22 protein-coding genes are annotated in these 22,828 nt (G+C 67.9%); 12 read left to right on the forward strand and 10 right to left on the reverse strand.

The window, feature by feature from the left end:
- The first annotated feature begins 98 nt into the window (after window positions 1–98).
- Window positions 99–692: a TetR/AcrR family transcriptional regulator gene (locus NMI01S_RS00145; protein WP_245716635.1), complete on the forward strand. Its 594-nt coding sequence runs from the start codon at window positions 99–101 to the stop codon at window positions 690–692.
- Between the two features lie 81 nt (window positions 693–773).
- Complete coding sequence (locus tag NMI01S_RS00150; protein WP_062994018.1) at window positions 774–1,262, forward strand: FBP domain-containing protein; 489 nt, start codon at window positions 774–776, stop codon at window positions 1,260–1,262.
- A gap of 136 nt (window positions 1,263–1,398) precedes the next feature.
- Here NMI01S_RS00150 and NMI01S_RS00155 read toward each other — a convergent pair whose 3' ends face one another.
- Window positions 1,399–1,974 (reverse strand): TetR/AcrR family transcriptional regulator, encoded by a 576-nt coding sequence (locus NMI01S_RS00155; RefSeq protein ID WP_062994019.1) that lies wholly within the window; start codon window positions 1,972–1,974, stop codon window positions 1,399–1,401.
- A gap of 107 nt (window positions 1,975–2,081) precedes the next feature.
- On the opposite strand from NMI01S_RS00155, the gene NMI01S_RS00160 reads away from it, so the two are divergent.
- On the forward strand, window positions 2,082–3,251 hold the full coding sequence (locus NMI01S_RS00160) for an FAD-dependent oxidoreductase (protein ID WP_062994020.1): 1,170 nt from the start codon (window positions 2,082–2,084) through the stop codon (window positions 3,249–3,251).
- Window positions 3,252–3,258: 7 nt separating this feature from the next.
- Here NMI01S_RS00160 and NMI01S_RS00165 read toward each other — a convergent pair whose 3' ends face one another.
- Window positions 3,259–3,663 carry a hypothetical protein gene (locus NMI01S_RS00165; RefSeq protein ID WP_062994021.1) on the reverse strand — a complete coding sequence of 135 codons (405 nt, stop codon included), beginning with the start codon at window positions 3,661–3,663 and terminating at the stop codon, window positions 3,259–3,261.
- Window positions 3,664–3,857: 194 nt separating this feature from the next.
- Here NMI01S_RS00165 and NMI01S_RS00170 point away from each other — a divergent pair, with 194 nt between their 5' ends.
- Window positions 3,858–4,532 (forward strand): EthD domain-containing protein, encoded by a 675-nt coding sequence (locus NMI01S_RS00170; protein ID WP_062994022.1) that lies wholly within the window; start codon window positions 3,858–3,860, stop codon window positions 4,530–4,532.
- Between the two features lie 4 nt (window positions 4,533–4,536).
- Here the strand turns inward: NMI01S_RS00170 and NMI01S_RS00175 are convergent, their stop codons facing one another.
- Window positions 4,537–5,568 carry an extracellular solute-binding protein gene (locus NMI01S_RS00175; protein ID WP_157125984.1) on the reverse strand — a complete coding sequence of 344 codons (1,032 nt, stop codon included), beginning with the start codon at window positions 5,566–5,568 and terminating at the stop codon, window positions 4,537–4,539.
- 143 nt (window positions 5,569–5,711) lie between these two features.
- Between NMI01S_RS00175 and NMI01S_RS35690 the strand changes: the two genes are divergently transcribed.
- From NMI01S_RS35690 to NMI01S_RS00190, 4 genes are all read left to right on the forward strand, one after another.
- Entirely contained in the window at window positions 5,712–6,560 is an 849-nt protein-coding gene (locus NMI01S_RS35690) for a metallophosphoesterase (protein WP_245716636.1), read from the forward strand.
- A gap of 207 nt (window positions 6,561–6,767) precedes the next feature.
- A complete protein-coding gene (locus NMI01S_RS35695; RefSeq protein WP_245716637.1) occupies window positions 6,768–7,121 on the forward strand; it encodes a hypothetical protein in 354 nt (117 codons plus the stop codon).
- Between the two features lie 62 nt (window positions 7,122–7,183).
- The gene (locus tag NMI01S_RS00185; RefSeq protein WP_039782371.1) at window positions 7,184–7,720 is read left to right on the forward strand and encodes a MarR family winged helix-turn-helix transcriptional regulator; all 537 of its coding nucleotides are present in this window, start codon (window positions 7,184–7,186) and stop codon (window positions 7,718–7,720) included.
- 73 nt (window positions 7,721–7,793) lie between these two features.
- Entirely contained in the window at window positions 7,794–8,876 is a 1,083-nt protein-coding gene (locus tag NMI01S_RS00190; protein ID WP_062994023.1) for a DUF7159 family protein, read from the forward strand.
- Between the two features lie 196 nt (window positions 8,877–9,072).
- On the opposite strand, the gene NMI01S_RS00195 is transcribed toward NMI01S_RS00190, so the two are convergent.
- The 5 genes from NMI01S_RS00195 to NMI01S_RS00215 form a co-directional block, all read right to left on the reverse strand.
- A complete protein-coding gene (locus NMI01S_RS00195; RefSeq protein ID WP_062994024.1) occupies window positions 9,073–9,849 on the reverse strand; it encodes an enoyl-CoA hydratase in 777 nt (258 codons plus the stop codon).
- Window positions 9,850–9,865: 16 nt separating this feature from the next.
- On the reverse strand, window positions 9,866–10,774 hold the full coding sequence (mmsB, locus tag NMI01S_RS00200) for a 3-hydroxyisobutyrate dehydrogenase (RefSeq protein WP_439956212.1): 909 nt from the start codon (window positions 10,772–10,774) through the stop codon (window positions 9,866–9,868).
- A gap of 5 nt (window positions 10,775–10,779) precedes the next feature.
- A complete protein-coding gene (locus NMI01S_RS00205) occupies window positions 10,780–11,862 on the reverse strand; it encodes an enoyl-CoA hydratase/isomerase family protein (protein ID WP_062994026.1) in 1,083 nt (360 codons plus the stop codon).
- Between the two features lie 82 nt (window positions 11,863–11,944).
- Window positions 11,945–13,084, reverse strand: a complete 1,140-nt coding sequence (locus NMI01S_RS00210; protein WP_062994027.1) for an acyl-CoA dehydrogenase family protein — start codon at window positions 13,082–13,084, stop codon at window positions 11,945–11,947.
- Between the two features lie 4 nt (window positions 13,085–13,088).
- Window positions 13,089–14,609 carry a CoA-acylating methylmalonate-semialdehyde dehydrogenase gene (locus NMI01S_RS00215; protein WP_062994028.1) on the reverse strand — a complete coding sequence of 507 codons (1,521 nt, stop codon included), beginning with the start codon at window positions 14,607–14,609 and terminating at the stop codon, window positions 13,089–13,091.
- Window positions 14,610–14,827: 218 nt separating this feature from the next.
- Between NMI01S_RS00215 and icmF the strand changes: the two genes are divergently transcribed.
- A complete protein-coding gene (gene icmF / locus NMI01S_RS00220; protein ID WP_062994082.1) occupies window positions 14,828–18,094 on the forward strand; it encodes a fused isobutyryl-CoA mutase/GTPase IcmF in 3,267 nt (1,088 codons plus the stop codon).
- Between the two features lie 84 nt (window positions 18,095–18,178).
- The gene (locus NMI01S_RS00225) at window positions 18,179–19,264 is read left to right on the forward strand and encodes an amidohydrolase family protein (RefSeq protein ID WP_062994029.1); all 1,086 of its coding nucleotides are present in this window, start codon (window positions 18,179–18,181) and stop codon (window positions 19,262–19,264) included.
- Between the two features lie 71 nt (window positions 19,265–19,335).
- Here the strand turns inward: NMI01S_RS00225 and NMI01S_RS00230 are convergent, their stop codons facing one another.
- On the reverse strand, window positions 19,336–19,740 hold the full coding sequence (locus tag NMI01S_RS00230; protein ID WP_062994030.1) for a Dabb family protein: 405 nt from the start codon (window positions 19,738–19,740) through the stop codon (window positions 19,336–19,338).
- A 102-nt stretch (window positions 19,741–19,842) separates the two neighbouring features.
- On the opposite strand from NMI01S_RS00230, the gene NMI01S_RS00235 reads away from it, so the two are divergent.
- The gene (locus tag NMI01S_RS00235) at window positions 19,843–20,472 is read left to right on the forward strand and encodes a TetR/AcrR family transcriptional regulator (RefSeq protein ID WP_062994031.1); all 630 of its coding nucleotides are present in this window, start codon (window positions 19,843–19,845) and stop codon (window positions 20,470–20,472) included.
- A gap of 95 nt (window positions 20,473–20,567) precedes the next feature.
- Complete coding sequence (locus NMI01S_RS00240; RefSeq protein WP_062994032.1) at window positions 20,568–22,082, forward strand: flavin-containing monooxygenase; 1,515 nt, start codon at window positions 20,568–20,570, stop codon at window positions 22,080–22,082.
- Here NMI01S_RS00240 and NMI01S_RS00245 read toward each other — a convergent pair.
- Window positions 22,055–22,828, reverse strand: a complete 774-nt coding sequence (locus NMI01S_RS00245) for a helical backbone metal receptor (RefSeq protein ID WP_062994083.1) — start codon at window positions 22,826–22,828, stop codon at window positions 22,055–22,057. The two genes, NMI01S_RS00240 and NMI01S_RS00245, sit on opposite strands and share 28 nt — an antisense overlap.

Below are 22,828 nucleotides of genomic sequence, written 5' to 3' on the forward strand. Positions count from 1 at the left end.
CGGAGAATGTCTCCGTTTCCAATGGAGATAGCATATGGAGAAGTTCTCCGGTTACGCAAGACTAAGCGGAGAGTTCATCCGTTTCCACTGGAGGAATCGTGAGCGCACCGTCGACACAGGGGTCCGGGCGCGCGGCGCCGCCGCGTCCGATGCGCGCGGATGCGCGGCGCAACTACGAGCGCATACTCGAGTGCGCGCGCGAGGCGTTCGCCGAACACGGCCCCGAGGCACCCCTGGACGAGGTGGCCCGCCGAGCCGCCGTGGGTCCGGGCACCCTCTATCGCCACTTCCCCAACCGGGACGCGCTCATCGAGGCGGTCTATCGATCGAGCATCGAGGCATTGGCCGAACTCGCCGCCGAGCTGACCGAAACCCTGTCCCCCCTCGACGCTCTGGAGCAGTGGTTCCGCGCGCAGGTGCGGTTCGTGATGGACAAACGCAGTCTGGCGGTGACCCTCAAGGCCGCCATCGACCGCGGATCGCAGACCTTCACGCTGTGTTCGAATCTGATCACCGACGCCGCGACGTCGATCCTGCAACCGGCCCAGGAAGCCGGGCTGGTCCGACCGGAAATCGAACCGCGCGATCTGCTGCGCCTGGGTCACGGCATCGGCGTCGCGTGCGAAACCTCACCCGATGCGGCAGAACGGCTGATCACCGTCACCCTCGCCGGGCTGCGCACCAGCGGCTGAGCCGATATTCGATTGCCCGCCGCGACCGGTGGCCGTAGCCTCGCTCCGTTTTCCGTTCATCCATTCGGAAGGAGTGAACACGTGCAACCACTGACCGAACGCGAGATCCGCTCGTCGTTCGTCAACTGTTCCAAGGGCGATGCCAAACGCATGCCGGTCCCCCGGGATCTCGACGCGCAACCCTGGGAGGACCTCGACTTCTTCGGCTGGAACGATCGGTCGATGCCGGGCCGCGCGTATCTGGTGACCCCGCAGGACGATCGGCTGGTCGGCGTGGCGATGCGCTACGAGACGGGCGGTTCCGGCCGGGCCCAGCTCTGCTCGATCTGCCTGACCACGCACACCGGCACCGGGGTGTCGCTGCTCACCGCACACAAGGCCGGCGAATCCGGGCGGCGCGGTAACTCGATCGGCATCTACATGTGCACCGATCTGGCCTGTTCGCTGTACGCGCGCAACAAGAAGCGTCCCGCGCTGGGCAACCGCTACCGCGAGGATCTGACCGACGAGGAGAAGGCCGAACGGGTGCGCACCAACCTGCGCGCATTCGTCGAGCGTCTCTACAGCTGACCGAACAGGAGAGCATCCACCCGATCGAACGGAGGTAGATGCCGTGCGCCGACACTCGAGGACCGCACCGCAGCCCTGATGCCCCGAGCCCGCACCGCCGGACCCGGGGCATTCTCATATCCGCTCCCCGCCTGTCTCAGTTCGGCACCGACACCAGATATCGCTGTACCGTCGCACCGATCTCCGCGACGATCTCCTCGGCCGTCAACGCCACCACCGGCGGCAGGCGCAATACATAGCGGCACACCGCCAGTCCGAGAATCTGCGTGACCACCAGTCCGGCTCGCCGCGGCGCGTCCGCGGGATCGCCGACGCGGGTCACCATCGGCATCAGCTGTTCGGCGAAAACGCGCTGAAACCGCTGCGCCACAGTCTCGTCCGACACCGAGGAACGCAGCAGTGTCAGCAGCAGTTCGTTACCCGGTGGCGTCTCCCACAGTTCCAGGAAGCGCCGGGCGACCGTCGCACCCAGCTCCTCCTCGGCCACCGCGGCCAGATCCGGCAGAGCCAGATCGACGTCGAGCGCCGCGTCGAACAGACCATCCTTGTTGCCGTAGTACCGCATCACCATCGACGGATCGATGCCGGCGTCGGCGGCGATCGCCCGGATGGTCGCCTTGGCGTATCCCTCGCGGGCGAAATGCCGGCGAGCCGCCTCCAGAATCGCCGCGCGAGTGGCATCCGAGCGGCGCGGCGCAGTCTCTTCTCTCATGCCCACAACTGTAGGCCAACAACTGTTGACTTTCCAGCGCATCCGCCCCTATATTTGATGACAACAGCCGTTGGCCAACATATGTTGGCACACTTGAGGGAGTAGCTATGACCAGCACCGTTCCCGCCACCGCCGCAGTGGTCATCGTCGGCGCCGGCCCCGCCGGACTGACCGCCGCGATCGCACTCGCCGATGCCGGCGCCGACGTGGTTCTGCTGGATCGACTGGCCGCCGGAGCGAACACGTCTCGCGCCGCGGTCGTCCATGCCCGGACATTGGAGGTTCTCGACGAATTCGGCATCGCCACGACCTTGCACGACCTGGGACTCGAGGTGCCGCGCTTCGTCATGTACGAAGGCACCGATCGGCTGACCACCATCGGCTTCTCCGACCTGCCGACACCGTTCCCCTACACGCTGATGATCGGCCAGGAGACGACCGAGGCCGTCCTGCTCGACCGGCTGCAGCGGGCGGGCGGAACGGTCGTGCGCCCCGTCGAGGTCACCGCGGTGAAACCGGGCGGTGAATTCGTCACCGTCGAATTCACCGACGCCACAGGGCAATCCGGATCGATCCGCGCCGACTACGTGATCGGTGCGGACGGGATGCACAGCCGGGTCCGCGAGGCGGCGGGAATCGGCTTCACCGGCGCCACCTATCCGGAATCGTTCGTCCTGGCCGATGTGCGGATGGACTGGCCCGCGTCGCGCGACGAGGTATCGCTGCACGTCTCGCCGGAGGGCATCGTGGTGGTCGCACCCCTGCCGGACACCGACCACGATCGTTTCCGCATCGTCGCCACCGTCGCCGAGGCGCCCGAACATCCCACCCGCGCGCAGGTGCAAGCGCTGCTGGATGCCCGGTGCCCCGGCGCCACGGTGCGAGAGGTGCTGTGGAGCTCACGTTTTCGCGTGCACCACCGAGTGGCCGACCGCTACCGCGCCGGGCGGATCCTGCTGGCCGGCGATGCCGCGCATGTGCACAGCCCGGCCGGTGGCCAGGGTATGAACACCGGGATCCAGGATGCGGCCCTGCTGGGCGCTCTGCTGACCCGAGTCCTGGGCGGCGAACCCGACGCGCTGCTCGACGACTACGAGCGCACCCGCCGCCCGGTCGCGCTGGACGTGGTCGCCTTCACCGATCGCATGACCCGGATGGCTACGCTGCGCCCGCGACCGGCCCGCGTGCTGCGCAACACCGCGATCCGCCTCGTCACCCGCATCCCGGCGGTGCGCACGGCGCTGGCCTACCGGCTCGCCGAACTCGCCAACCGGTGAAAAACGCTCAGGCGCAGGCCAATCCGAACTCCGCGGTCGCGGTCCGGCCGACCACCACATCGACCTTCTCAGCGGTGTCGGTGGCCAACCGGCATCCCATCGGCACCGACGTCACCTGAACCTGATAGCAGTCGGCGGCCAGATCCTGGTGGGCCTTGCCGTCGCGGCCGGTGGTCAGGGTGGCCAGCACCGATCCGGCCTGACAGGTAGTGATGCTCGCGGCGAGTCCGGCGGCGGCGTACTTCTCGGGACCGTGAGTGGCCACCACCTCGATCGTGCCGTTGGTGCCGTGATCGGCAGCCGCGGGCGCGGGCACCGATGTCTTCGCCGGTGCGCGGTCGGCCTCGGCGGAGCAGGCGAGCGCGGGTAGTACTGCGGCACACAGCGTCATCGCGAACAGTATGCGGCGCACCTGGTCTCCTCTCACCGGACGGATATCGCTCTCACTGTAGGCGACCGAGCCCTGCGGACCGGCACACGATCGCGGCGATCCCGGATTCGATTCGGTCCCGGTGAGCGGGATCGGGTTCGGCGAATCGCGAGTGCCGCGCGGTAGACGGAACTACCGTCGTCGCAGCCGAACGCAGTTCCCCGAAAGGATCCGGCATGAAATTGATGTACGCCCTCTGGGGGCCGGATCTCGCGGACACCCTGCACGCGCCGGACTTGCACCGGCGGCTGGCCGCCGCGGGGGCGACCGAACTCCAGGTCAACATCGGCGACGCCGACGTCGCGGCCGCACAATTGCGGGTGAGCACCTACGACGAACCCGTCGCGGCGATCGTCGGCGTCTGGAGCGAGGGACAGAACGGGCCGATCACCGACGTGCTCAGCGGCGTCGCGGAGCGGATCAACGGCTGGATCGTGGACGAACGCGAACCGCTCACCACCGCGCGGCCGCCGGACGGGACCCGCTACGAGGCGCTGGCCAATATCGCGCTGCTACGGATCCCGGAGGAACTGACCCGCGCCGAATGGCTGCGCAATTGGCAGGACCGGCATACCACCGTGGCCATCGAAACCCAGGCCACCTTCGGTTATGTGCAGAACACCGTGGTCGCGGCGGTCACTCCGGGCCCACGGGTGGACGCGCTGGTCGAGGAACTGTTCCCGATGGACGCGATGACCGACCAGCACGCGTTCTGGGGCAGCGGCGGTGACGACGCGGAGTTGCAGCGTCGCGCCGGTCGCATGATGGCCAGCGTCGCGACCTTCGGCGCCGATCGCGATCTCGACGTCATTCCGACCAGCAGGTACCGCTACGACCTGACCGCCTCGTAGCGGATCAGAGCAGCCCGGCCTCGCGCATCAACGCCTCGACTCGCTCCGGGTCGAGTTCGCTCGGATCCACGCGCGGCGGGTCCAGCGAATCCAGCGGCGGCAGCGCCGGATCGGCGGGGACACCGGCGGCCACCGGATACTCCATCGCCGCACCGCCGCTGAGCAGACGCTGCCCGGCCGCGGCCGTCACGAATCGCACGAACCGCTGGGCGTCGGCGGCGTGCCGGCTCGACTTCAGCACGCCCGCACCGGACAGCGAGAGGTATCCGCCCGGGTCCCCGCCGCGGAAATAGTGCGGTGCCGTGGGACCGGTGTTCCGTTCGGGCGCGAGCTGGTCGCGGTACCAGTCGGTGGCGAAGACCAGGGCGCCGCCGACCCCGCCCGCACCGACCGTCTTCAGTGCCGCGAAGCCGTTGGGCGCGACGGTGGCGTTGTCCTTCACCCCGCGCAGCCACGCGCGCGTGGCGTTCTCGCCATCGAGTTCCAGCAACGCCGCGACGATCGCCTGGAAGTCCGCGCCGTGCGAATCGGCGGTCCAGCGGCCGTGCCACCGCGGCTGTTGCAGGTCCAGCAATCCGGCGGGCAGTTCGGCGGGAGCGATCTTCGCCGGATGGAAGACGAAAGCCGTCGACCGCGCGGCGATTCCGATCCACTGCCCCGAACTCGGGCGGAACTGTTCGGACACCTGCGCCAGGGTGGCGGGGTCGAGGCCGGCGAACAGACCGGCGCGCTCCATCCGGGCCATCGCCGGTGAATTCTCGGTGAGAACCACATCGGCCGGCGATCGGTCCCCCTCGGCCAGCACCTGATCGGCGAGTTCGGCATCAGCGCCGTCGCGCAACGTCACCCGGATTCCGGTCTGCTCGGTGAAGGCGTCGGCCCACTGCCGGGTCAGGCGCGAGTCGTGGGCGTTGTAGACCACGATCTCCGGCTCGTCCGAGGACGCCGAACACGCGGTGATCATGGCCGAGGCGGCCAGCGCCACCACGCCGAGCACGAGTTTCCATCGACGTTCGTGCTGCTGCGCCGCTGCCATGGACCGTCCTTCCGATCGGAGATCGCGCCGAAGCGACCGGCTAGCCAACCTACCGGGTGAGTCGGCGGCACGGCACGCGGTATGGCGTCGGCCTGGGTAGGGTCGGTCGTGAATCGGTGCCGACCACCCATGAGGGAGCGACGATGACCTGTTGCGGGCCGAATCGACGCCGCCTGCTCGCAGCCCTGGCCGCCGCGGCCGCCGCACCGATCATGCTCCCGGGTTCGGCTCGGGCACAGGCGAATTCACTGCGCGCGACCGATCTGGAGATGGTCACCCTCACCGACACGTCGGCGATCATCACCTGGACGACACTGGCCGCCGATGCGTCGGGAGCACCCGTCCCGGCCGAGGCCGGCACCGAAATCCGCTTGGCCCCTGCCGATTCCGCCGGGCCCACCCAGCCGGTTCCCCTGGCCGGCGCCGATCGGACGCCGTATCACTACGCCCAGATCGACGGCTTGGAGCCGGGACGGCGATATCGATTCGAGGCGTGGTCGGACGGAGTGCGGGCGGTACCGGCCCCGGAGTTGGTCACCCATCTGCCCGGCGCACCCGAATGCACCGGTGAATTCACCACTCTCGTCGCTCCTCCGGGCCGGCTGCTGCGCACCCTCGCGCTCTGCAACGATGTGCACATCGGTGAGGAGACCAGCGGCATCATCGCCGCCGGACTTCCGCCGGGCGTGCGACAGGAACCGGGACTGCCGCCGTACCCCGAGGTGATGCTGTCGGCATTGCTCGACGATCTACGCCGGCCGGATCGCGGCGCCGATCATCTGATCCTGGCCGGTGATCTGACCGCGGAAGCCACCCCCGAGCAGACCCGGACAGTGCGAAACCGGCTGGACGCCTGGGGAATCGAGGGGCGGGACTGGTTCGCCGCACGCGGCAATCACGACCGTCCCCATACCGGCGCCGACTACGCCGCCTGCCCGGCGGTCACCGCCGATCACCACGACTGCTGGGGCGAATCCTTCCTTCCCCCGTAACAATTCAGCGAGCACCGGCTCGGCGGGCTGCGGCTGATCGGATTCGACACCACCGAACTGGACGGCTCCGGGGGCAGTATCGGTCCCGGGCAATTCGATCGCCTGCGCGAATCGCTGCGTCGTGACCCCGACCGGCCGACGGTCGTCTTCGGACATCATCCGGTCACCGCGGAATCGGGGCTGACCAATCTCGCCGGCCCGAATTTCGTGCTGAATCGATCGGACGCGCTGACCCTCCAGCAGCTGTATCAATCGACGCCGGGGGTGTTCTTCCACCATGCGGGCCACACCCACCGCAATCGCCGCACCCGCCCCGACATCCCGCTCCGGGTGGAATTCCTGGAAGTGGGCGCGGTGAAGGAGTATCCGGGCGGCTACACCCTGCTGCGCCTCTACGAGGGCGGTTACATGGTCAATTTCTACAAAACCCGCACCCCGGACGCGCGGCGGTGGAGCACCCGCAGCCGGGCCGAATATCTCGGACTGATGCCCGAGTACACGCTGGGAAGCACCGCCGATCGCAACCATGTTGTCCTCGGTGATCTTTCGGGACTGTCCTGAATCACCGATCCGGCGACTCCGGACCGCAGCGTGGGAGCGGGCGGGCAAATACACTCGGCGGTATGGCCGCACCCCGCCCGCTTCCGCTGGACCCCATCGAAGAGGCCCACCGCCAGTGGACCTCGCACGGCTGGGGCGATGTCGCCGACGGCATGGCCGCGGTGACCTCTCTGGTGCGGGCCCAGCAGATCGTGATGGCCCGGGTGGACGAGGCGCTGCGCCCGTCGGGGCTGACCTTCTCCCGCTACGAATTGCTGACGCTGCTCGGCTTCAGCAAGACCGGGGCACTGCCGATGGCGACGGCCAGCGCCCGGTTGCAGGTCCACCCGACGAGTGTCACCAATACCGTCGATCGGCTCGAAGCGGCCCAACTGGTCAAACGAGTACCACATCCCAGCGACCGCCGGGCAACCCTGATCGAGATCACGGCCGCCGGCCGCGATCTGGCGGCGGCGGCCACCCGGGAATTGAACGAGAAGGTCTTCGCCCGGCCGGGCCTACCTCCGGAGCGTCTCCACCTCCTGCTGCAACTGCTCGCGGAATTCCGGCGCGAGGCGGGTGACTTCGACAGCGGCGACACGCCGACCCGGTGGGCCTGAGGGTCGCCTCACCAGCATTCCGGCAGCGACATCCCGGGCCGCTGCCTTCCCATCGGCGGCCGAAAGGTTCACCATGGACGCCATGGTGCTGGTCTTGGGTGTGTCGGCGGGCGCTGGTGGCGCACGCGCCATGCTCACCCACTCCGATCAGCCGCATCTGCCGCCGATCGACCGCTGTGTGGTCGCGCGCCGCGCCGGGGCGGGGGTCGAGGAGCCGGTCTTCCAGGCCATCGACGCGATGCGGGCATCCGCGGCCGACCGCGACGAATTCGTCACCGGTATCGCCGTCACCTCCCGCTGCGCCCTGCACGCCGAGGCCATCCGGGCCGCGGCCGGGCGCAGCCGGCTGGCCATCATCGACGAACCGCCGGCCCAACTGCGGTATCTGCGGTTCAGCGGGCAGCTGCCCGACGAGGGTGCGGTGCTGCTCTACGACCTCGGCAGTTCCGGGCTCACCCTCACCGAGGCCGACTGCCGCACCCAGGCCATCCTGGCCGCCAAGCGCAGCACCCTTCTGGGCGGCGACGGCCACGACGCCCTGCTGCGCTGGCACCTCGCACACGGCGGGGTGGAGATCGGCAATGCCGCCGGGCGCGACTACAAGGAACAGCTCAGCGCCACCCGGGTGGTGACGGTCGGTGATCCCCGCTCGGGCACGCGAATCGTCGTGACCCGCAGCGATTTCCGCGATCTGGTCGCGGCCGGGATCCATCATTCGGTGTCGTATGTCCGGCAACTGATCGACGACACCGGGGTCGCGCCGCGAGCGGTGGCACTGCTGGGCGGTTGCACGCGCAGTCCGGGGATCCGGGAGTCGCTGGAGCAGCTGCTGGATCTGCCGGTGATCTACGATCCGGAGCCGGATTTCGTCTCCGCGCGCGGGGCGGTGCTGATGGCCACCGAACAGCCGGCGGCGCGCCGGGTGCGCGGTATCCGATTCGCCCCGCCGCAGTGCGGATCGGCGGCCTCGACGCCGCGACCGGCGGTATCGCGGCGCAAGGTGGTCGCCGCGCTGGCGGTGACGGCGGCGCTCGGCGCGACGGTGACCGGCTTGCTGGTCACCGGGCACGATTCGGCGCGGCCGGTGCACGACGGCACCCCGGCCCGTCCGGTGGAGGTCGCGGGCAGTAGCGCCGAACCCATTCCCGGGAAGTGACGCCGCGGATCACCCGCCGAGTTCGACGGTGGCCTTCTCGGCGTTCATCGCCCTGGGTGCAGGTTCCGGCTCGCGCCGAGCAGCGGCAGTGAACGAGATCGGCCCGGTCCCCCGTCGGCATGTACTCGCCGGATCGGCGAACACGGCGGCGGCGGCCGGGCCGTCGACTACGAGCGGTGCTCGGTGATGAGACTGCTCAGCGGTGTTCGAAGTTCGCCGCGCGCTTCTCCACGAAGGCGGTCATGCCCTCGGTCTGATCCTCGGTGGCGAACAGCGAGTGGAACACCCGGCGCTCGAAACGCAGGCCCTCGGTGAGCGTGGTTTCGTAGGAGCGGTTCACGGCCTCTTTGGCGATCATCACCGACGGCAGCGACATGCCGGCGATGGTCTCGGCGACCTCGCGCGCGGTGGACAGCAGATCCGCCGCCGGGACGACGCGGGCGACCAGTCCGGCGCGTTCGGCCTCCTCGGCGTCCATATTGCGGCCGGTGAGGATCAGGTCCATGGCCTTGGCCTTGCCGACCGCGCGGGTCAGGCGCTGCGAGCCGCCCATACCGGGAATGACACCGAGCTTGATCTCCGGCTGGCCGAACTTCGCGGTGTCGGCGGCGATCAGGATGTCGCACATCATCGCCAGCTCACAACCGCCGCCCAGGGCATATCCGGCCACCGCCGCGATGATCGGCTTGCGGAACGCGCCGACCCGGTCCCAGCCCTGGAAGAAATCGGCCAGGAACATGTCCATATAGGACTTGGACTGCATCTCCTTGATATCGGCGCCGGCGGCGAACGCCTTCTCCGAACCGGTCAGCACCACCGCGCCGATGCCCGCATCGGCCTCCAACTCGTCGAGGGCGGCGGTGATATCGACGAGCACCTGCGTATTCAACGCGTTGAGTGCCTTCGGCCGATTCAGGGTGATCACCGCGACGCGTCCGGTGCGCTCCAGCAGAATGGTTTCGAAGTCGGTCACTGTTTCCCTTTCTCGGCTACTCGCCGGAATCCTGGCCCGGCTCCGCGCCGGAACGGCGACGAATATCGGTGACGATAGCGGAGAAGTCCAGGTCCCCCGCCGACCGGTTGAACTGCTCGTAGATCTCGGCCGCCAGCAGACCGAACCGTCCCTCGACCCCGTTGTCGCGCAGGGCATTCGCGGCCAGGCCCAGGTCCTTGTTCATCAGGGCGGTGGCGAAACCGGGCTGATAATCGTTGTTGGCCGGGCTGGTCGGCACCGGGCCGGGCACCGGGCAATAGGTGGTCAGCGACCAGCACTGGCCCGAGGCGGTGGAGACCACGTCGTAGAACTTGTCGTGGGTGAGGCCCAGCTTCTCGCCCAGCACGATCGCCTCGGACAGCCCGATCATCGAGATGCCCAGCATCATGTTGTTGCAGATCTTCGCGGCCTGCCCGACGCCCGCGCCGCCGCAGTGCACGACCTTGCCGCCCATCACGTCCAGCACCGGCTGCGCCGCGGCGAAGTCCTCGGCCTCGCCACCGACCATGAAGGTCAACGTGCCGGCGGTGGCACCGCCGACGCCACCGGACACCGGTGCGTCCAGGGCCCGATGTCCCGCTGCCACAGCGACTTCCGCCGCGCGCTTGGCGTCGGCGACGTCGATGGTGGAGCAGTCGATGAACAGGGTGCCGGGTTTGGCGGACGGCAGCACAGCGTCGTAGACGTCGAGCACGATGCGGCCGTTGGGCAGCATGGTGATGACGATCTCGGCTTCCGTCACGGCCGCCGCGGCAGTGTCGAAGACCTCCGCACCGTCGGCGCGGGCCTGTTCCTGCGCGGCCGGTACGGGGTCGTAGGCCAGTACCTGATATCCGGCACGCACCAGATTCGCCGCCATCGGACCGCCCATATGCCCGAGTCCCAGGAAGGCCACCTTCGTCACGTTTGTCACTCCTGTGCTCCGCTCAGTCCGAGTTCCCGGTCGCCCAGATCGGCGAAATAGCTGTCCACCAGCGCATCCGACACCTCGGCGAGGGTGGCGGGCGCCCATTGCGGATTGCGGTCCTTGTCGACCACCTGGGCGCGGATGCCCTCCACCAGATCGTGGGTGGTCAGCGCGGCCACCGAGACCCGGTACTCCTCGTCGAGCGCCTGTTCCAGGTTCGCCGCCCGCCGGGCGTTGCGCAGGGACCGCAACGTCACCTTCAGCGCCACCGGTGATTTCGCCAGCACATCGCCGGCGGCCTTGGCAGCCTCGGGGGTGTCGTGGCGCTGCAGCCGCGCGACGATCTCCTCGACCGTGTCGGCGCTGTAGCAGGCATCGATCCAGGACCGCTGCGCGGCGAGATCGGACACCGGTGCGGGCTGCGCGAACGCCGCGATCGCGGCGTCGGCATCCGTGCGGCGCAACTGCGCCAGCAGATCCGGAATGCGTTCGGCGGGAACGAAATGGTCGGCGAATCCGGCCGCGATCGCATCACCGGCGCCCATGCGGGCCGTGGTCAGGGCGACGTGAGTGCCCAGTTCACCCGGTGTGCGCGCCAGCAGATAGGTGCCGCCCACATCGGGGATGAAGCCGATACCGGTCTCCGGCATGCCGACCATCGACCGTTCGGTCACGATGCGACGATTGCCGTGTGCGGACAGCCCCACACCGCCGCCCATCACGATGCCGTCCATCACGGCGACATACGGTTTCGGATAGTTGCCGATCAGCGCGTTGAGGATGTACTCGTCGCGCCAGAACCGGCCGCTCGGCGAATCGGCGCTGTCGTGGCGCGAAACACCGTGCGCCACAGCGTTCTTCGCGTCGTTGTGAATCGCGACGATATCGCCGCCCGCGCACAGCCCGCGTTCCCCGGCTCCGGTCAGCACCACCGTGCGGACCTCGTCGTCGTCGGCCCACTCGCGCAGGGTCGACAGAATCGCCTGTGCCATCGGATGATTGAGCGCGTTGATGGCCTTGGGCCGGTTGAGCGTGATCAGGCCCACGCCGTCGCGCTTGTCGAACAACACTTCTGCTTCGGTCATATCTTTCCTTACGCTGTATCCACTCGGCATGAGCGGGCGCCCTCCGTGGTTACGCAGGCCGCCTCCTCCGGGCGCTGACCGCTCATGCCGCGCCGACTACCGAGCGGGCCACCACGACCCGCATGATCTCGTTGGTTCCCTCGAGAATCTGGTGCACGCGCAGGTCGCGCACGATCTTCTCGATTCCGTACTCGGCCAGATAGCCGTAGCCGCCGTGCAATTGCAGTGCCTTGTTGGCCACCTCGAACCCGGCATCGGTGCCGAAACGCTTGGCCATCGCGCACAGCTCCACCTTGTCGGCGGCATCGGCGTCCAGGGCGGCCGCCGCTCGCCACAGCAGGGTCCGCGCCGCCTCCAGTGAGGTGCGCATATCGGCGAGGTCGAACTGTAGCGCCGCGTTGTCGAGCAGCCGGGCCCCGAATGCCTTGCGCTGGGCCATATATGCCACGGTCCGGTCCAGTGCGGTCTGGCCGCCGCCCAGGGAGCACGCCGCGATGTTGAGCCGGCCGCCGTTGAGGCCGTTCATCGCGATCCGGAACCCGTTGCCCTCGCCGCCGAGCAGATTCGCCGCCGGCACCCGGGCCTCGTCGAGGATGACCTGCCGGGTCGGCTGCGCGTTCCAGCCCATTTTCTTCTCGTTGGCGCCGAACGAGAGTCCGGGCGTATCCGCGGGCACGATGAACGCCGAGATACCGCGGGCGCCGGCGTCGTCGGTCCGCGCCATCAGGACATACACATCGGTGCTGCCCGCACCGGAGATGAACTGCTTGACCCCGGTGAGCAGATAGTCGTCGCCGTCGCGAACGGCCCTGGTGCTCAGCGCCGCGGCGTCCGAGCCGACGTCCGGTTCGGTGAGCGCATAGCTGGCCAGCCGATCCATCGAGGTCAGTCCCGGTAACCAGCGGTTGCGCTGGGCCTCGGTGCCGTAGCTGTCGATCATCCACGCGGCCATGTTGTGGATGGAGATGTAGGCCGCGATAGCCGGGCATCCGGTGGCGAGCTGTTCGAAGATCCGCACCGCGTCCACGCGGCGCAATCCGGAACCGCCGACGTCCTCACCGACGTAGATGCCGCCCATGCCGAGCGAGCCGGCCTTGCGCAGCACATCGATCGGAAAGTGCTTGTGCTCGTCCCATTCCAAGGCGTTCGGTGCGAGCAGCTCGTCGGCGAAACTGCGCGCGGTGTCCACGATCGCCTGTTCGTCCTCGTCGAGTACGAACATCGCCTCAGTCCATCGTCGGGATGACGAAGTGATCGGCACCGGCCCCCGCGGCCGGTTCGGTCCGCAGGCCCTGCGGCCAGCGCTGGGTGACGGTCTTGGTCTTGGTGTAGAAGCGGATCGAGTCGGGACCGTGCTGGTTCAGGTCGCCGAAGCCGGACGCCTTCCAGCCGCCGAAGGTGTGGTACGCGATCGGCACCGGAATCGGGACGTTGACGCCGACCATGCCCACCTGCACGCGCGTGGCGAAATCGCGGGCGGTGTCGCCGTCGCGGGTGAAGATCGCGACGCCGTTGCCGAATTCGTGTTCGCTCGGCAGCCGCAGCGCCTCCTCGTAGTCGGCGGCGCGCACGATCGCGACCACCGGACCGAAAATCTCCTCCTTGTAGATCCGCATCTGCGGGGTGACGCGGTCGAAAAGTGTTGCGCCGACGAAGAATCCGTCCTCGGCTCCCGCGACCTTCAGTCCCCGGCCGTCGACCACCAGTTCGGCGCCCTCGTCGACACCGATCTGCACGTAGTTGTTCACCCGGTCCACACCGTCGCGGCCGACCAGAGGGCCGAAGTCCGCGCCCGGATCGTCGGAGCGGCCGACATTGAGCTTGCCGATGCGCTCGACGAGCTTGGCGCGCAACCGATCCGCGGTCTCCTCACCGACCGGCACCGCCACCGAGATGGCCATGCAGCGTTCACCCGCCGAGCCGTAGCCGGCGCCGATCAGCTGATCGGCGACATCGTCGAGATCGGCGTCCGGCATGACGATCGCGTGGTTCTTGGCGCCGCCGAAGCACTGGGCGCGCTTACCGTTCGCGGTGGCGGTTTCGTAGATGTACTGCGCGATCGGGGTGGAGCCGACGAAGCCGACGGCCTTGATCCGCTCGTCGTTCAGCAGCGTGTCGACCGCCTGCTTGTCGCCGTTGACGACGTTGAACACACCGGCCGGCAGCCCGGCCTCGCCGAACAGTTCGGCCAGCCGCAGCGGCACCGAGGGGTCGCGCTCGGACGGCTTGAGCACGAAGGCGTTACCGCAGGCCAGCGCCGGTCCGGCCTTCCACAGCGGAATCATGGCCGGGAAGTTGAAGGGGGTGATGCCGGCGACCACGCCGAGCGGCTGGCGCATCGAATACACGTCGATGCCGGTGCCCGCGCTCTCGGTGTACTCCCCCTTGAGCAGGTGCGGGATGCCGATCGCGAATTCGATCACCTCGAGCCCACGCTGAATATCGCCCTTGGCGTCCGGGATGGTCTTGCCGTGTTCGCTCGACAGCAGCGCGGCCAGCGAATCCATCTCGTCCTGGACCAGGGCGACGAACTTCATCAGCACCCGGGCCCGCTTCTGCGGGTTGAACGCGGCCCACGTGCGCTGCGCCTCGGCCGCATTCGCGATGGCCGCCTCGACCTCGGACACACTGGCCAGCGGCACCCGCGCCTGGACCTGTCCCGTGCTGGGGTCGTAGACGTCGCCGAAGTTACCGGAGGTCCCGGGCACCTGCTGCCCGCCGATGAAATGAGTCAGTTCGCGAACCATGCCAGTCCTGTTCTCGATGCGGTCGATGCCTCCCACGCCGGAGCCGAGGCAGTACGCGGCCATCCTATAGTTGGACATCCAAGTATTGGAGGTCATGTGATTTATGCCACCGATGGCGTCGTGGTCCGCATCACAGTACAGTTGATTTGACGTCCTACTATCGGGACGCCAAGCGTAGGCGCCCGGCGGTCCCGCGCCGGCCTCTGGTGGAGGATTACATGGCCGACCTGCACGTTCCGGTCCACCCCGTCCGTTTCGTCACCTCCGCGGCCCTGTTCGACGGCCACGACGCGGCGATCAACATCATGCGGCGCATCCTGCAGTCCCAGGGCGCCGAGGTCATCCACCTGGGCCACAACCGCGCGGTACACGAGGTGGTCGACGCGGTGCTGACCGAGGACGTGCAGGGTGTGGCCGTCAGTTCGTATCAGGGCGGGCACGTCGAATACTTCGAATATCTGGCGAGCGCGCTGCGGGAGGCCGGGGCGGGACACGTCGCGATCTTCGGCGGCGGCGGCGGCGTGATCGTCGCGGAGGAGATCGAACGGCTGGCGGCGGCCGGAGTGCGCATCTTCTCTCCCGAGGACGGCCAGCGCCTGGGCCTGCCCGGCATGATCAACGAACTCGTCCGCGCCTGCGACGTCGATCTGTCGACCGAACCGGCCGCGATCGAGGCGGTTCTCGCCGGTGAACGACATGCGTTGGCGCGCACCATGACCTGCCTGCAGGCCGATGCCCTGCCCGCCGCGCATCTGGACGAACTGCGGGCCGCGGCGGCCGGCCGGACCGTTCCGGTGCTCGGCATCACCGGCACCGGCGGCTCCGGAAAGTCCTCGCTCACAGACGAACTCGTGCGGCGGTTGCGCACCGATCAGCAGGACAAACTGCGGGTGGCGATCCTCGCCGTCGATCCGACCCGGCGCCGCGGCGGCGGCGCACTGCTGGGCGACCGCATCCGGATGAACTCGCTCGACAGCGACCACGTCTACTTCCGGTCGCTGGCCACCCGCGGCGCGCACGAATTGCCGACCAATATCGACGCGATGATCCTGGCCTGCAAGGCGGCCGGATTCGATCTGGTGATTCTCGAAACGCCGGGTATCGGCCAGGGCGACGCCGCGATCATCGACCACGTCGACATCTCGATGTATGTGATGACGCCCGAGTTCGGCGCCGCCTCGCAGCTCGAGAAGATCGACATGCTCGATTTCGCCGATGTGGTGGCCATCAACAAGTTCGAGCGCCGTGGCGCCGAGGACGCGTTGCGGGACGTCTCGCGCCAGCTCGTGCGCAACCGCGAGGCGTTCGGGTCGGCCCCGGCGGATATGCCGGTATTCGGCACCAGCGCGGCGACCTTCAACGACGACGGGGTGACCGCGCTCTACCAGCATCTGGCCGGGCTGCTCGGCGCGCGCGGCCTGCCGCTGGAATCCGGGGTGCTGCCGCGAGTCGACACCCGGGCCTCCACCCGCTTCGCGCAGATCATCCCGCCGGGACGAGTGCGGTATCTGGCCGAGATCGCCGAGACCGTCCGCGATTACCATGCCGAGACGCGACGGCAGGTGGCGGCGGCGCAGCGGGTGCAGCGCTTCGAACAGGTACTGGCGGAGCTGCCGGCGGGCGCCGACGATTCGGCGGGCGCGAATACGCCCGCACCGGAGGATATGTCCGCTGCGCGGCGAACGCTGTCCGGACTACTCGCGCGCGCGAGCGCGGAGCTCACCCCGGAATCCGCCGCGCTGCTGCGAGATTGGCCTGCCACCGTGGAGTCCTATCGCGGCGAGGAACAGGTGGTTCGCGTCCGCGACCGCGAAATTCGCACACCGCTGCGACGAACCACGTTGTCGGACAACTCGATCCCGCGCGTGGCGCTGCCGCGCTACACCGACCACGGTGAGCTGCTGCGCTTCCTGCGATCGGAGAATCTGCCGGGCCGATTTCCCTTCACCGGCGGCGTGTTCGCGTTCAAGCGCGACAACGAGGATCCGGCCCGCATGTTCGCCGGTGAGGGCGATCCGTTCCGCACGAACCGGCGGTTCAAGGTGCTCTCGGAACATGCCGAGGCCAAACGCCTGTCGACCGCCTTCGACTCGGTGACGCTCTACGGCCACGATCCGGCCCCGCGGCCCGATATCTACGGAAAGGTCGGCACCTCAGGGGTTTCCATCGCCACCGTCGATGATATGAAGGCTCTCTACGACGGATTCGACCTCAGCGCGCCGAGCACCTCGGTCTCGATGACCATCAACGGTCCGGCGCCGACGATTCTCGCCTTCTTCCTCAACACCGCGATAGACCAAGCGCTGCAACGGTTTCGGGAGGACAACGGACGCGAGCCGAGCAACGACGAAGCGGCCGAGCTTCGTGCCCGCACCCTGGCCACGGTCCGGGGCACCGTGCAGGCCGATATTCTCAAGGAGGATCAGGGGCAGAACACCTGCATCTTCTCCACCGAATTCAGCCTGCGCATGATGGCCGATATCCAGGAATGGTTCGTCCGCAACGGTGTGCGCAATTTCTACTCGGTGTCGATTTCCGGCTATCACATCGCCGAGGCCGGCGCGAATCCGATCAGTCAGCTGGCGTTCACGCTGGCCAACGGATTCACCTATGTCGAGGCCTATCTGGCGCGCGGCATGGCCATCGACGATTTCGCGCCGAATCTGTCGTTCTTCTTCTCCAACGGCATGGATCCGGAGTATTCGGTGATCGGGCGGGTGGCCCGGCGGATCTGGGCGGTCACCATGCGCGACAAATACGGCGCCAACGATCGCTCGCAGAAGTTGAAGTACCACATCCAGACCTCCGGGCGTTCGCTGCACGCCCAGGAAATGAACTTCAACGACATCCGCACCACCCTGCAGGCGTTGATCGCCATCTACGACAACTGCAACAGCCTGCACACCAATGCCTACGACGAGGCGGTGACCACCCCCACCGAGGAATCGGTGCGGCGCGCCCTGGCCATCCAGTTGATCATCAACAAGGAATGGGGCCTGGCGATGAACGAGAATCCGCTGCAGGGCAGTTTCGTGATCGACGAGCTGACCGATCTGGTGGAGGAGGCGGTGCTCGCCGAATTCGAGCGGATCAGCGAACGCGGCGGGGTGCTGGGCGCGATGGAGACCGGATATCAGCGCGGGCGCATCCAGGACGAATCGATGCGCTATGAACACCGCAAACACGACGGGACGCTGCCCATCATCGGAGTGAATACGTTCCGCAATCCGAACGGCGAAACCCATCAGGTGCTGGAACTGGCCCGCGGCACCGAGGCCGAGAAACAATCGCAGCTGCGGCGCACCGAGGAATTCGTCACCGCGCACCGCGAGCCGGCGCAGGCGGCCCTGGCCCGGCTCGAGGCCGCCGCGCGCAGCGACGACAACGTCTTCGACGTGCTGATGGATGCCGCGCGGGTATGCACTCTGCAGCAGATCACCGACTGTTTCTTCACCGTCGGCGGGCAATACCGCCGCAATGTGTGACAAGGGTTCGGATGTGGCCCGCCGGTGTGTTCGCGCGTGTGACAATGCCGGAGAGCGGACAGTCGAACGCGACGGAAGGGCGCCATGGACCTCGCCGGTATCAGCGTTGTGGACGCACATATCCACCAATGGGATCCGCTGAACACACCGCGGGATTTCAGCATGCTGGCGAAGCTGTTCCGGTTCGTCCCCGTGCCGGTCGACAAGGCCGCACGGCTGGCTCCCAAACGGGACCGCGATTTCGTCGGGATTCCCGATGCCTACCTGCGGCCGTATCTGCCCGCGGATTACCGAGAGGATCTGGGCGCGGTGCCGGTGGAGGCACTGGTGCACATCGAGGTGGAATGGGCCGGGCGGGCGCCGGACGCCAAGGCCGACGAGACGCGCTGGGTGGCCAGCCTGCCCTTCGGCGTGGACACTCCGGCCCTGGGCGCGATCATCGGCAGTGGTGATCCCGCGATGCCCGGATTCGCCGAACTCATCGACAAGCATCAGTCCGCGTCACCACTGTTCCGTGGCATACGCACCATGGTCGCCCACCACCCGGACGCCGGGGTGCGGTCGTTCTGCCGGGCCGACGGCGCCTTGACCGAGTCGGCCTTCCTCGACGGCTTCGCGGTCCTGGCCGAACGCGGGCTGTCGTTCGAGGCGTGGGTCTACTCGCATCAGATCCCGCAGGTCACCGCCCTGGCCCGGCGCTATCCCGAGGTGACGATCGTGCTCAACCACCTCGGCACGCCGGCCGGGATATTCGGCCCGGTCGGCAAGAACACCGGCACCCAACCGGGCCGGCGCCGCGAACTGTTCGTGCAGTGGCGCGACGATATCGCCACACTCGCGACGCATCCCAATGTGATGGCCAAGGTCAGCGGGCTGGCCATGCCGATCCTCGGCCACCCGGTGCCGGTCCGGGGAATTCCGACCACGGTCTCCGAACTACTGGACCGCACCGCGCCGCTGCTGCACCACGCCTTCGACGTCTTCGGCGCCCAGCGTCTCATCTGGGGCTCCAATTACCCTGTGGACAAACCTATTACGAGTATCGCCAACGGCGCACAGGCGGTGGTCGACGTACTGGCCGACCGGGGCGGCAGCGCCGAGGAACTCGAACAGGTCTTCCGCACGAACGCCCAGCGCACCTACGGCATCGACGCGGAACTGCTGGCCTGACACCGGCGCGTCACTTGCGCTGTCCCTCCGGCAATTTCGCGTGCGAGCACCTGCCCGTGAGTGGTGGCGTCTCAGCCGAAGCGCAGTTCGGGAATGGTCGCCATCAGTTCCTTCCACTCCGGGTACATGGCGAGTTTGCGGTCGTTGACGGCCGAGATCTTCGCGCTCAACTCCGGGTCCGGGTCGTCGGAGACGTCGGGACCGATATGCAGCTTCGCGAAGTGCGGAATGATCTCCGGATCACCGGCCAGGTGGATCGGGTCGTGCATATACCGCTCCAGCGCCGCCAGATCCTCGATACCGAAGTAGTAGGCGTGGGTGTAGCCGTCGTCGGGGTTGTTCAGCACGGCCTGGCCGACGGCCGAGAACGACACCGACTCGACCGAAGCCGTACGGCGGATGGCTGCCAGGACCCGTTCCTTGTCCGCCTCGGACGTTTCGGGCCGGAAGGCGAAGCGCAGCGTGTGGATGATCATTCGTACCTCCTGATTGAACCAGCAAGTTCAATCTAATGAACTGATCGGGAAGTCCGCAAGAGCTGACCGAGCAGTCCATCGGATTGGACGTACGATGCGGAGGTGACGAAGGCACCGGCCACGCGGGGACGCATCGACAAGCGCCAGGCGATCCTGGACGTCGCGTTCGACGTCTTCGCCCGGCGCGGTTACGGCCGCGCCTGCGTCCAGGAGATCGCGGACGAGGCGGGGGTCGCCAAACCCACCGTCTACAACCACCTCAGCGACAAGGAGACGCTGTTCCGCAGCACGGTCGAGGCGGCCGCCGACCAGGTCGGCGCACAATGTCTCGCCGCGGTGGAGACACTGCGGGCCGCCGACGGCGACCCGGGTCCGGCGCTCACCGCCACCGCGCGCGAACTCGTGCACATCTGCGCCGGGCCGCGGTCGCACGCCTTGCGCGCATTGGCCTATGCCGAGCTGGGCACCTTTCCCGACCTGGTGCTGACCGTGCAGGAACGCACCTCGCTGCGCCTGGCGCAGACCCTCGCCGACCGGTTCGCGCGGCTGGCGCTCTCGGGCGGGCTGCGCCGATGCGATCCCGAACTCGCCGCCGAACATTTCCTCGCGCTCCTTACCGGACCGCTCGAGGCGCGTTCCCGGCTGGGCACCCGCACCCTGGCATCGGCCGAACTGGACGAGATCGCCGACGGCGCCGCCGATGCCTTCCTGCGCGCCTACGGCCCGGCCTGAGACGGCCGGGCGTTGACATCCCGGCCACCGCGCGGTTAATTGGTGGCAGGTGCGGCCAGTCAGGTGCCCTGGCCGAGGACGGCACGGGAGCAGTCATGGCCATCGACCACGAAGTGATCATCGTCGGCGCCGGATTCTCCGGTATCGGAGTGGCGATCGCCTTACGGAAGGCCGGTTTCCGGGACTTCCTGATCGTCGACGACGCCGATGGCGTGGGCGGCACCTGGCATTGGAACACCTACCCCGGCATCGCCGTGGACATCCCCTCGTTCAGTTATCAGTATTCGTTCGAGCAGAGTTCGCGGTGGTCGCGCATCTACGCGCCCGGCCGCGAACTGAAGGACTACGCCGAACACTGCGTGGACAAATACGGGCTGCGACCGCGCATCCGGTTCAGCACCACGATCACCGCCGCGCAATTCGACGAGGACACCTCGGTGTGGACGCTGCGCACCGGCGACGGGGAAACCCTGACCGCGCGCTACGTCATCGGCGCGACCGGTGTGCTGACCCGGCCGAAGCTACCGGATATCCCTGGCGTGGAATCGTTTTCGGGCCTGACCATGCACACCTCGCGCTGGGACCACGACCGCGACGTGCGCGGGAAACGCGTGGCGATCATCGGGACCGGGGCGTCCGCGGTGCAGGTCATTCCCTCGATCGCTCCGGATGTCGCCGAGCTGACGGTCTTCCAGCGCACCCCGATCTGGTGCCTGCCGCGGCCGGACGCCACGCTGCCCACGCCCGCCCGCTGGGCGCTGCGGTATCTGCCCGGCGGACAGGCGATTTCGCGTCTGGTGAGCCAGGCGTTCGTCGAACTGACCTTCCCGCTGTCGGCGCACTACTATTCGAATCTGCCCCTGGCCACCCTCGGCGAGCGCTCCGGGCTGGCCCATCTGCGGCGCCAGGTGCACGATCCGGTGGTCCGGGACAAACTCACGCCGCGGTATGCGCTCGGATGTAAGCGGCCGGGGTTCTCCAACGATTACCTGCCGACCTTCAACCGCGACAACGTGACGCTGGAGACCGATCCGATCGCCGAGATCACCCCTACCGGCGTGCGCACGGCGGCCGGCACCGAGTATCCGGCCGACGTGCTGATCCTCGCGACCGGCTTCAAGGTCATGGAATCGGGCAATATGCCGACCTTCGACATGACCGGGGTCGGCGGCCGTGACCTCGAGCAATGGTGGGACGAGAACCGCCTGCAGGCCTACGAGGGCGTCAGCGTGCCGGGCTTTCCCAACTTCTTCTCGATCATCGGACCCTACGGATACAACGGCTCGTCGTATTTCACGCTGATCGAAATGCAGACCTCCCACATCCTGCGATTGCTACGTCATGCGCGCGGTAAGCGCGCGCACCGCATCGAGGTCACCGCGGCGGCCAACGAGCGATACTTCCGGGAGATGCTGGAACGACGCGGCGGGCAGGTCTTCTGGCAGGACAGCTGCGCGGTCTCGAACAGTTACTACTTCGACAAGCACGGCGATGTGCCGCTGAAACCGATGAGTACCGTCGAAGCGGCCTGGCGCGCAACCCATTTCGATCTGAGTGACTACACCTTCGAACAGGTCACGGCTCAGCTGCCGACCGCGCGGGCCAGCTGAGCGGCCAGCCGCTCGCGCGCCTCGACCAGCGACGGGCCGTACCAGGTGAGGTCGCGGCCGCTCACCAGGGCGACGGGGATGCCCGCGAACGCCTCCGGACCATCGGTCGCGGTGAAGACGTACGGCTCGTCCGGCAGCACCGCCAGCCGAACGCCCTGCACCAGTTCCGATTCCGTCACCGTGGGATAGCGCTGCGCTCCCGTCGCGTGGACGAGGTTCAGACCCAGGCGACCGGCGAGATCCGCGGTGAACGTGTCGCGGCCGACCACCATCCACGGCTTGCGCCAGATCGGGATCACCGCATCGATCGGCGGATTCGGCGCGGGCTCGGACCAGACCGCGCGGGCCCGGGTCAGCCAGGACGGCACCGCACCACCCAGGGCGATGCGGAACAGCCGCGTCATCGAGGTGAACGCCTCGTCGACGGTGCGAATCCGGGTGACCCACACCGGAATTCCCGCCTCGCGCATTCGCTCGACATCGAGGCGGCGGTTCTCCTCTTGATTGCACACCACCAGATCCGGTGCCAGTTCGGCGATCCGGCGCAGATTCGGGTTCTTCGTGCCCCGCACCCGTTCCACCGCCAGTTCCGGCGGATGGGTGCACCAATCGGTGGCCGCGAGCAACAACTCCGGGCGGCTCACCGCGATGGCCTCGGTCAGCGACGGGACCAGCGACACCACCCGGCGCACCGGACGCCGCAGCGCAACCGCGGCATCCAGATCGTCGACGGGATCTTCGGACAC

Origin of the sequence: Nocardia mikamii NBRC 108933 (genome assembly GCF_001613505.1) — a bacterium.
Classification (GTDB): Bacteria; Actinomycetota; Actinomycetes; order Mycobacteriales; family Mycobacteriaceae; genus Nocardia; species Nocardia mikamii.

Coding starts and splice junctions, on each gene's coding strand:
- NMI01S_RS00240 (WP_062994032.1), top strand. CDS start 20,568: ATGGCCATCGACCACGAAGTGATCATCGTCGGCGCCGGATTCTCCGGT.
- NMI01S_RS00190 (WP_062994023.1), top strand. CDS start 7,794: ATGGACGCCATGGTGCTGGTCTTGGGTGTGTCGGCGGGCGCTGGTGGC.
- NMI01S_RS00215 (WP_062994028.1), bottom strand. CDS start 14,609: ATGGTTCGCGAACTGACTCATTTCATCGGCGGGCAGCAGGTGCCCGGG.
- icmF (WP_062994082.1), top strand. CDS start 14,828: ATGGCCGACCTGCACGTTCCGGTCCACCCCGTCCGTTTCGTCACCTCC.
- NMI01S_RS00230 (WP_062994030.1), bottom strand. CDS start 19,740: ATGATCATCCACACGCTGCGCTTCGCCTTCCGGCCCGAAACGTCCGAG.
- NMI01S_RS00155 (WP_062994019.1), bottom strand. CDS start 1,974: ATGAGAGAAGAGACTGCGCCGCGCCGCTCGGATGCCACTCGCGCGGCG.
- NMI01S_RS00210 (WP_062994027.1), bottom strand. CDS start 13,084: ATGTTCGTACTCGACGAGGACGAACAGGCGATCGTGGACACCGCGCGC.
- NMI01S_RS00170 (WP_062994022.1), top strand. CDS start 3,858: ATGAAATTGATGTACGCCCTCTGGGGGCCGGATCTCGCGGACACCCTG.
- NMI01S_RS00225 (WP_062994029.1), top strand. CDS start 18,179: ATGGACCTCGCCGGTATCAGCGTTGTGGACGCACATATCCACCAATGG.
- NMI01S_RS00185 (WP_039782371.1), top strand. CDS start 7,184: ATGGCCGCACCCCGCCCGCTTCCGCTGGACCCCATCGAAGAGGCCCAC.
- NMI01S_RS00205 (WP_062994026.1), bottom strand. CDS start 11,862: ATGACCGAAGCAGAAGTGTTGTTCGACAAGCGCGACGGCGTGGGCCTG.
- NMI01S_RS35690 (WP_245716636.1), top strand. CDS start 5,712: ATGACCTGTTGCGGGCCGAATCGACGCCGCCTGCTCGCAGCCCTGGCC.
- NMI01S_RS00160 (WP_062994020.1), top strand. CDS start 2,082: ATGACCAGCACCGTTCCCGCCACCGCCGCAGTGGTCATCGTCGGCGCC.
- NMI01S_RS00175 (WP_157125984.1), bottom strand. CDS start 5,568: ATGGCAGCGGCGCAGCAGCACGAACGTCGATGGAAACTCGTGCTCGGC.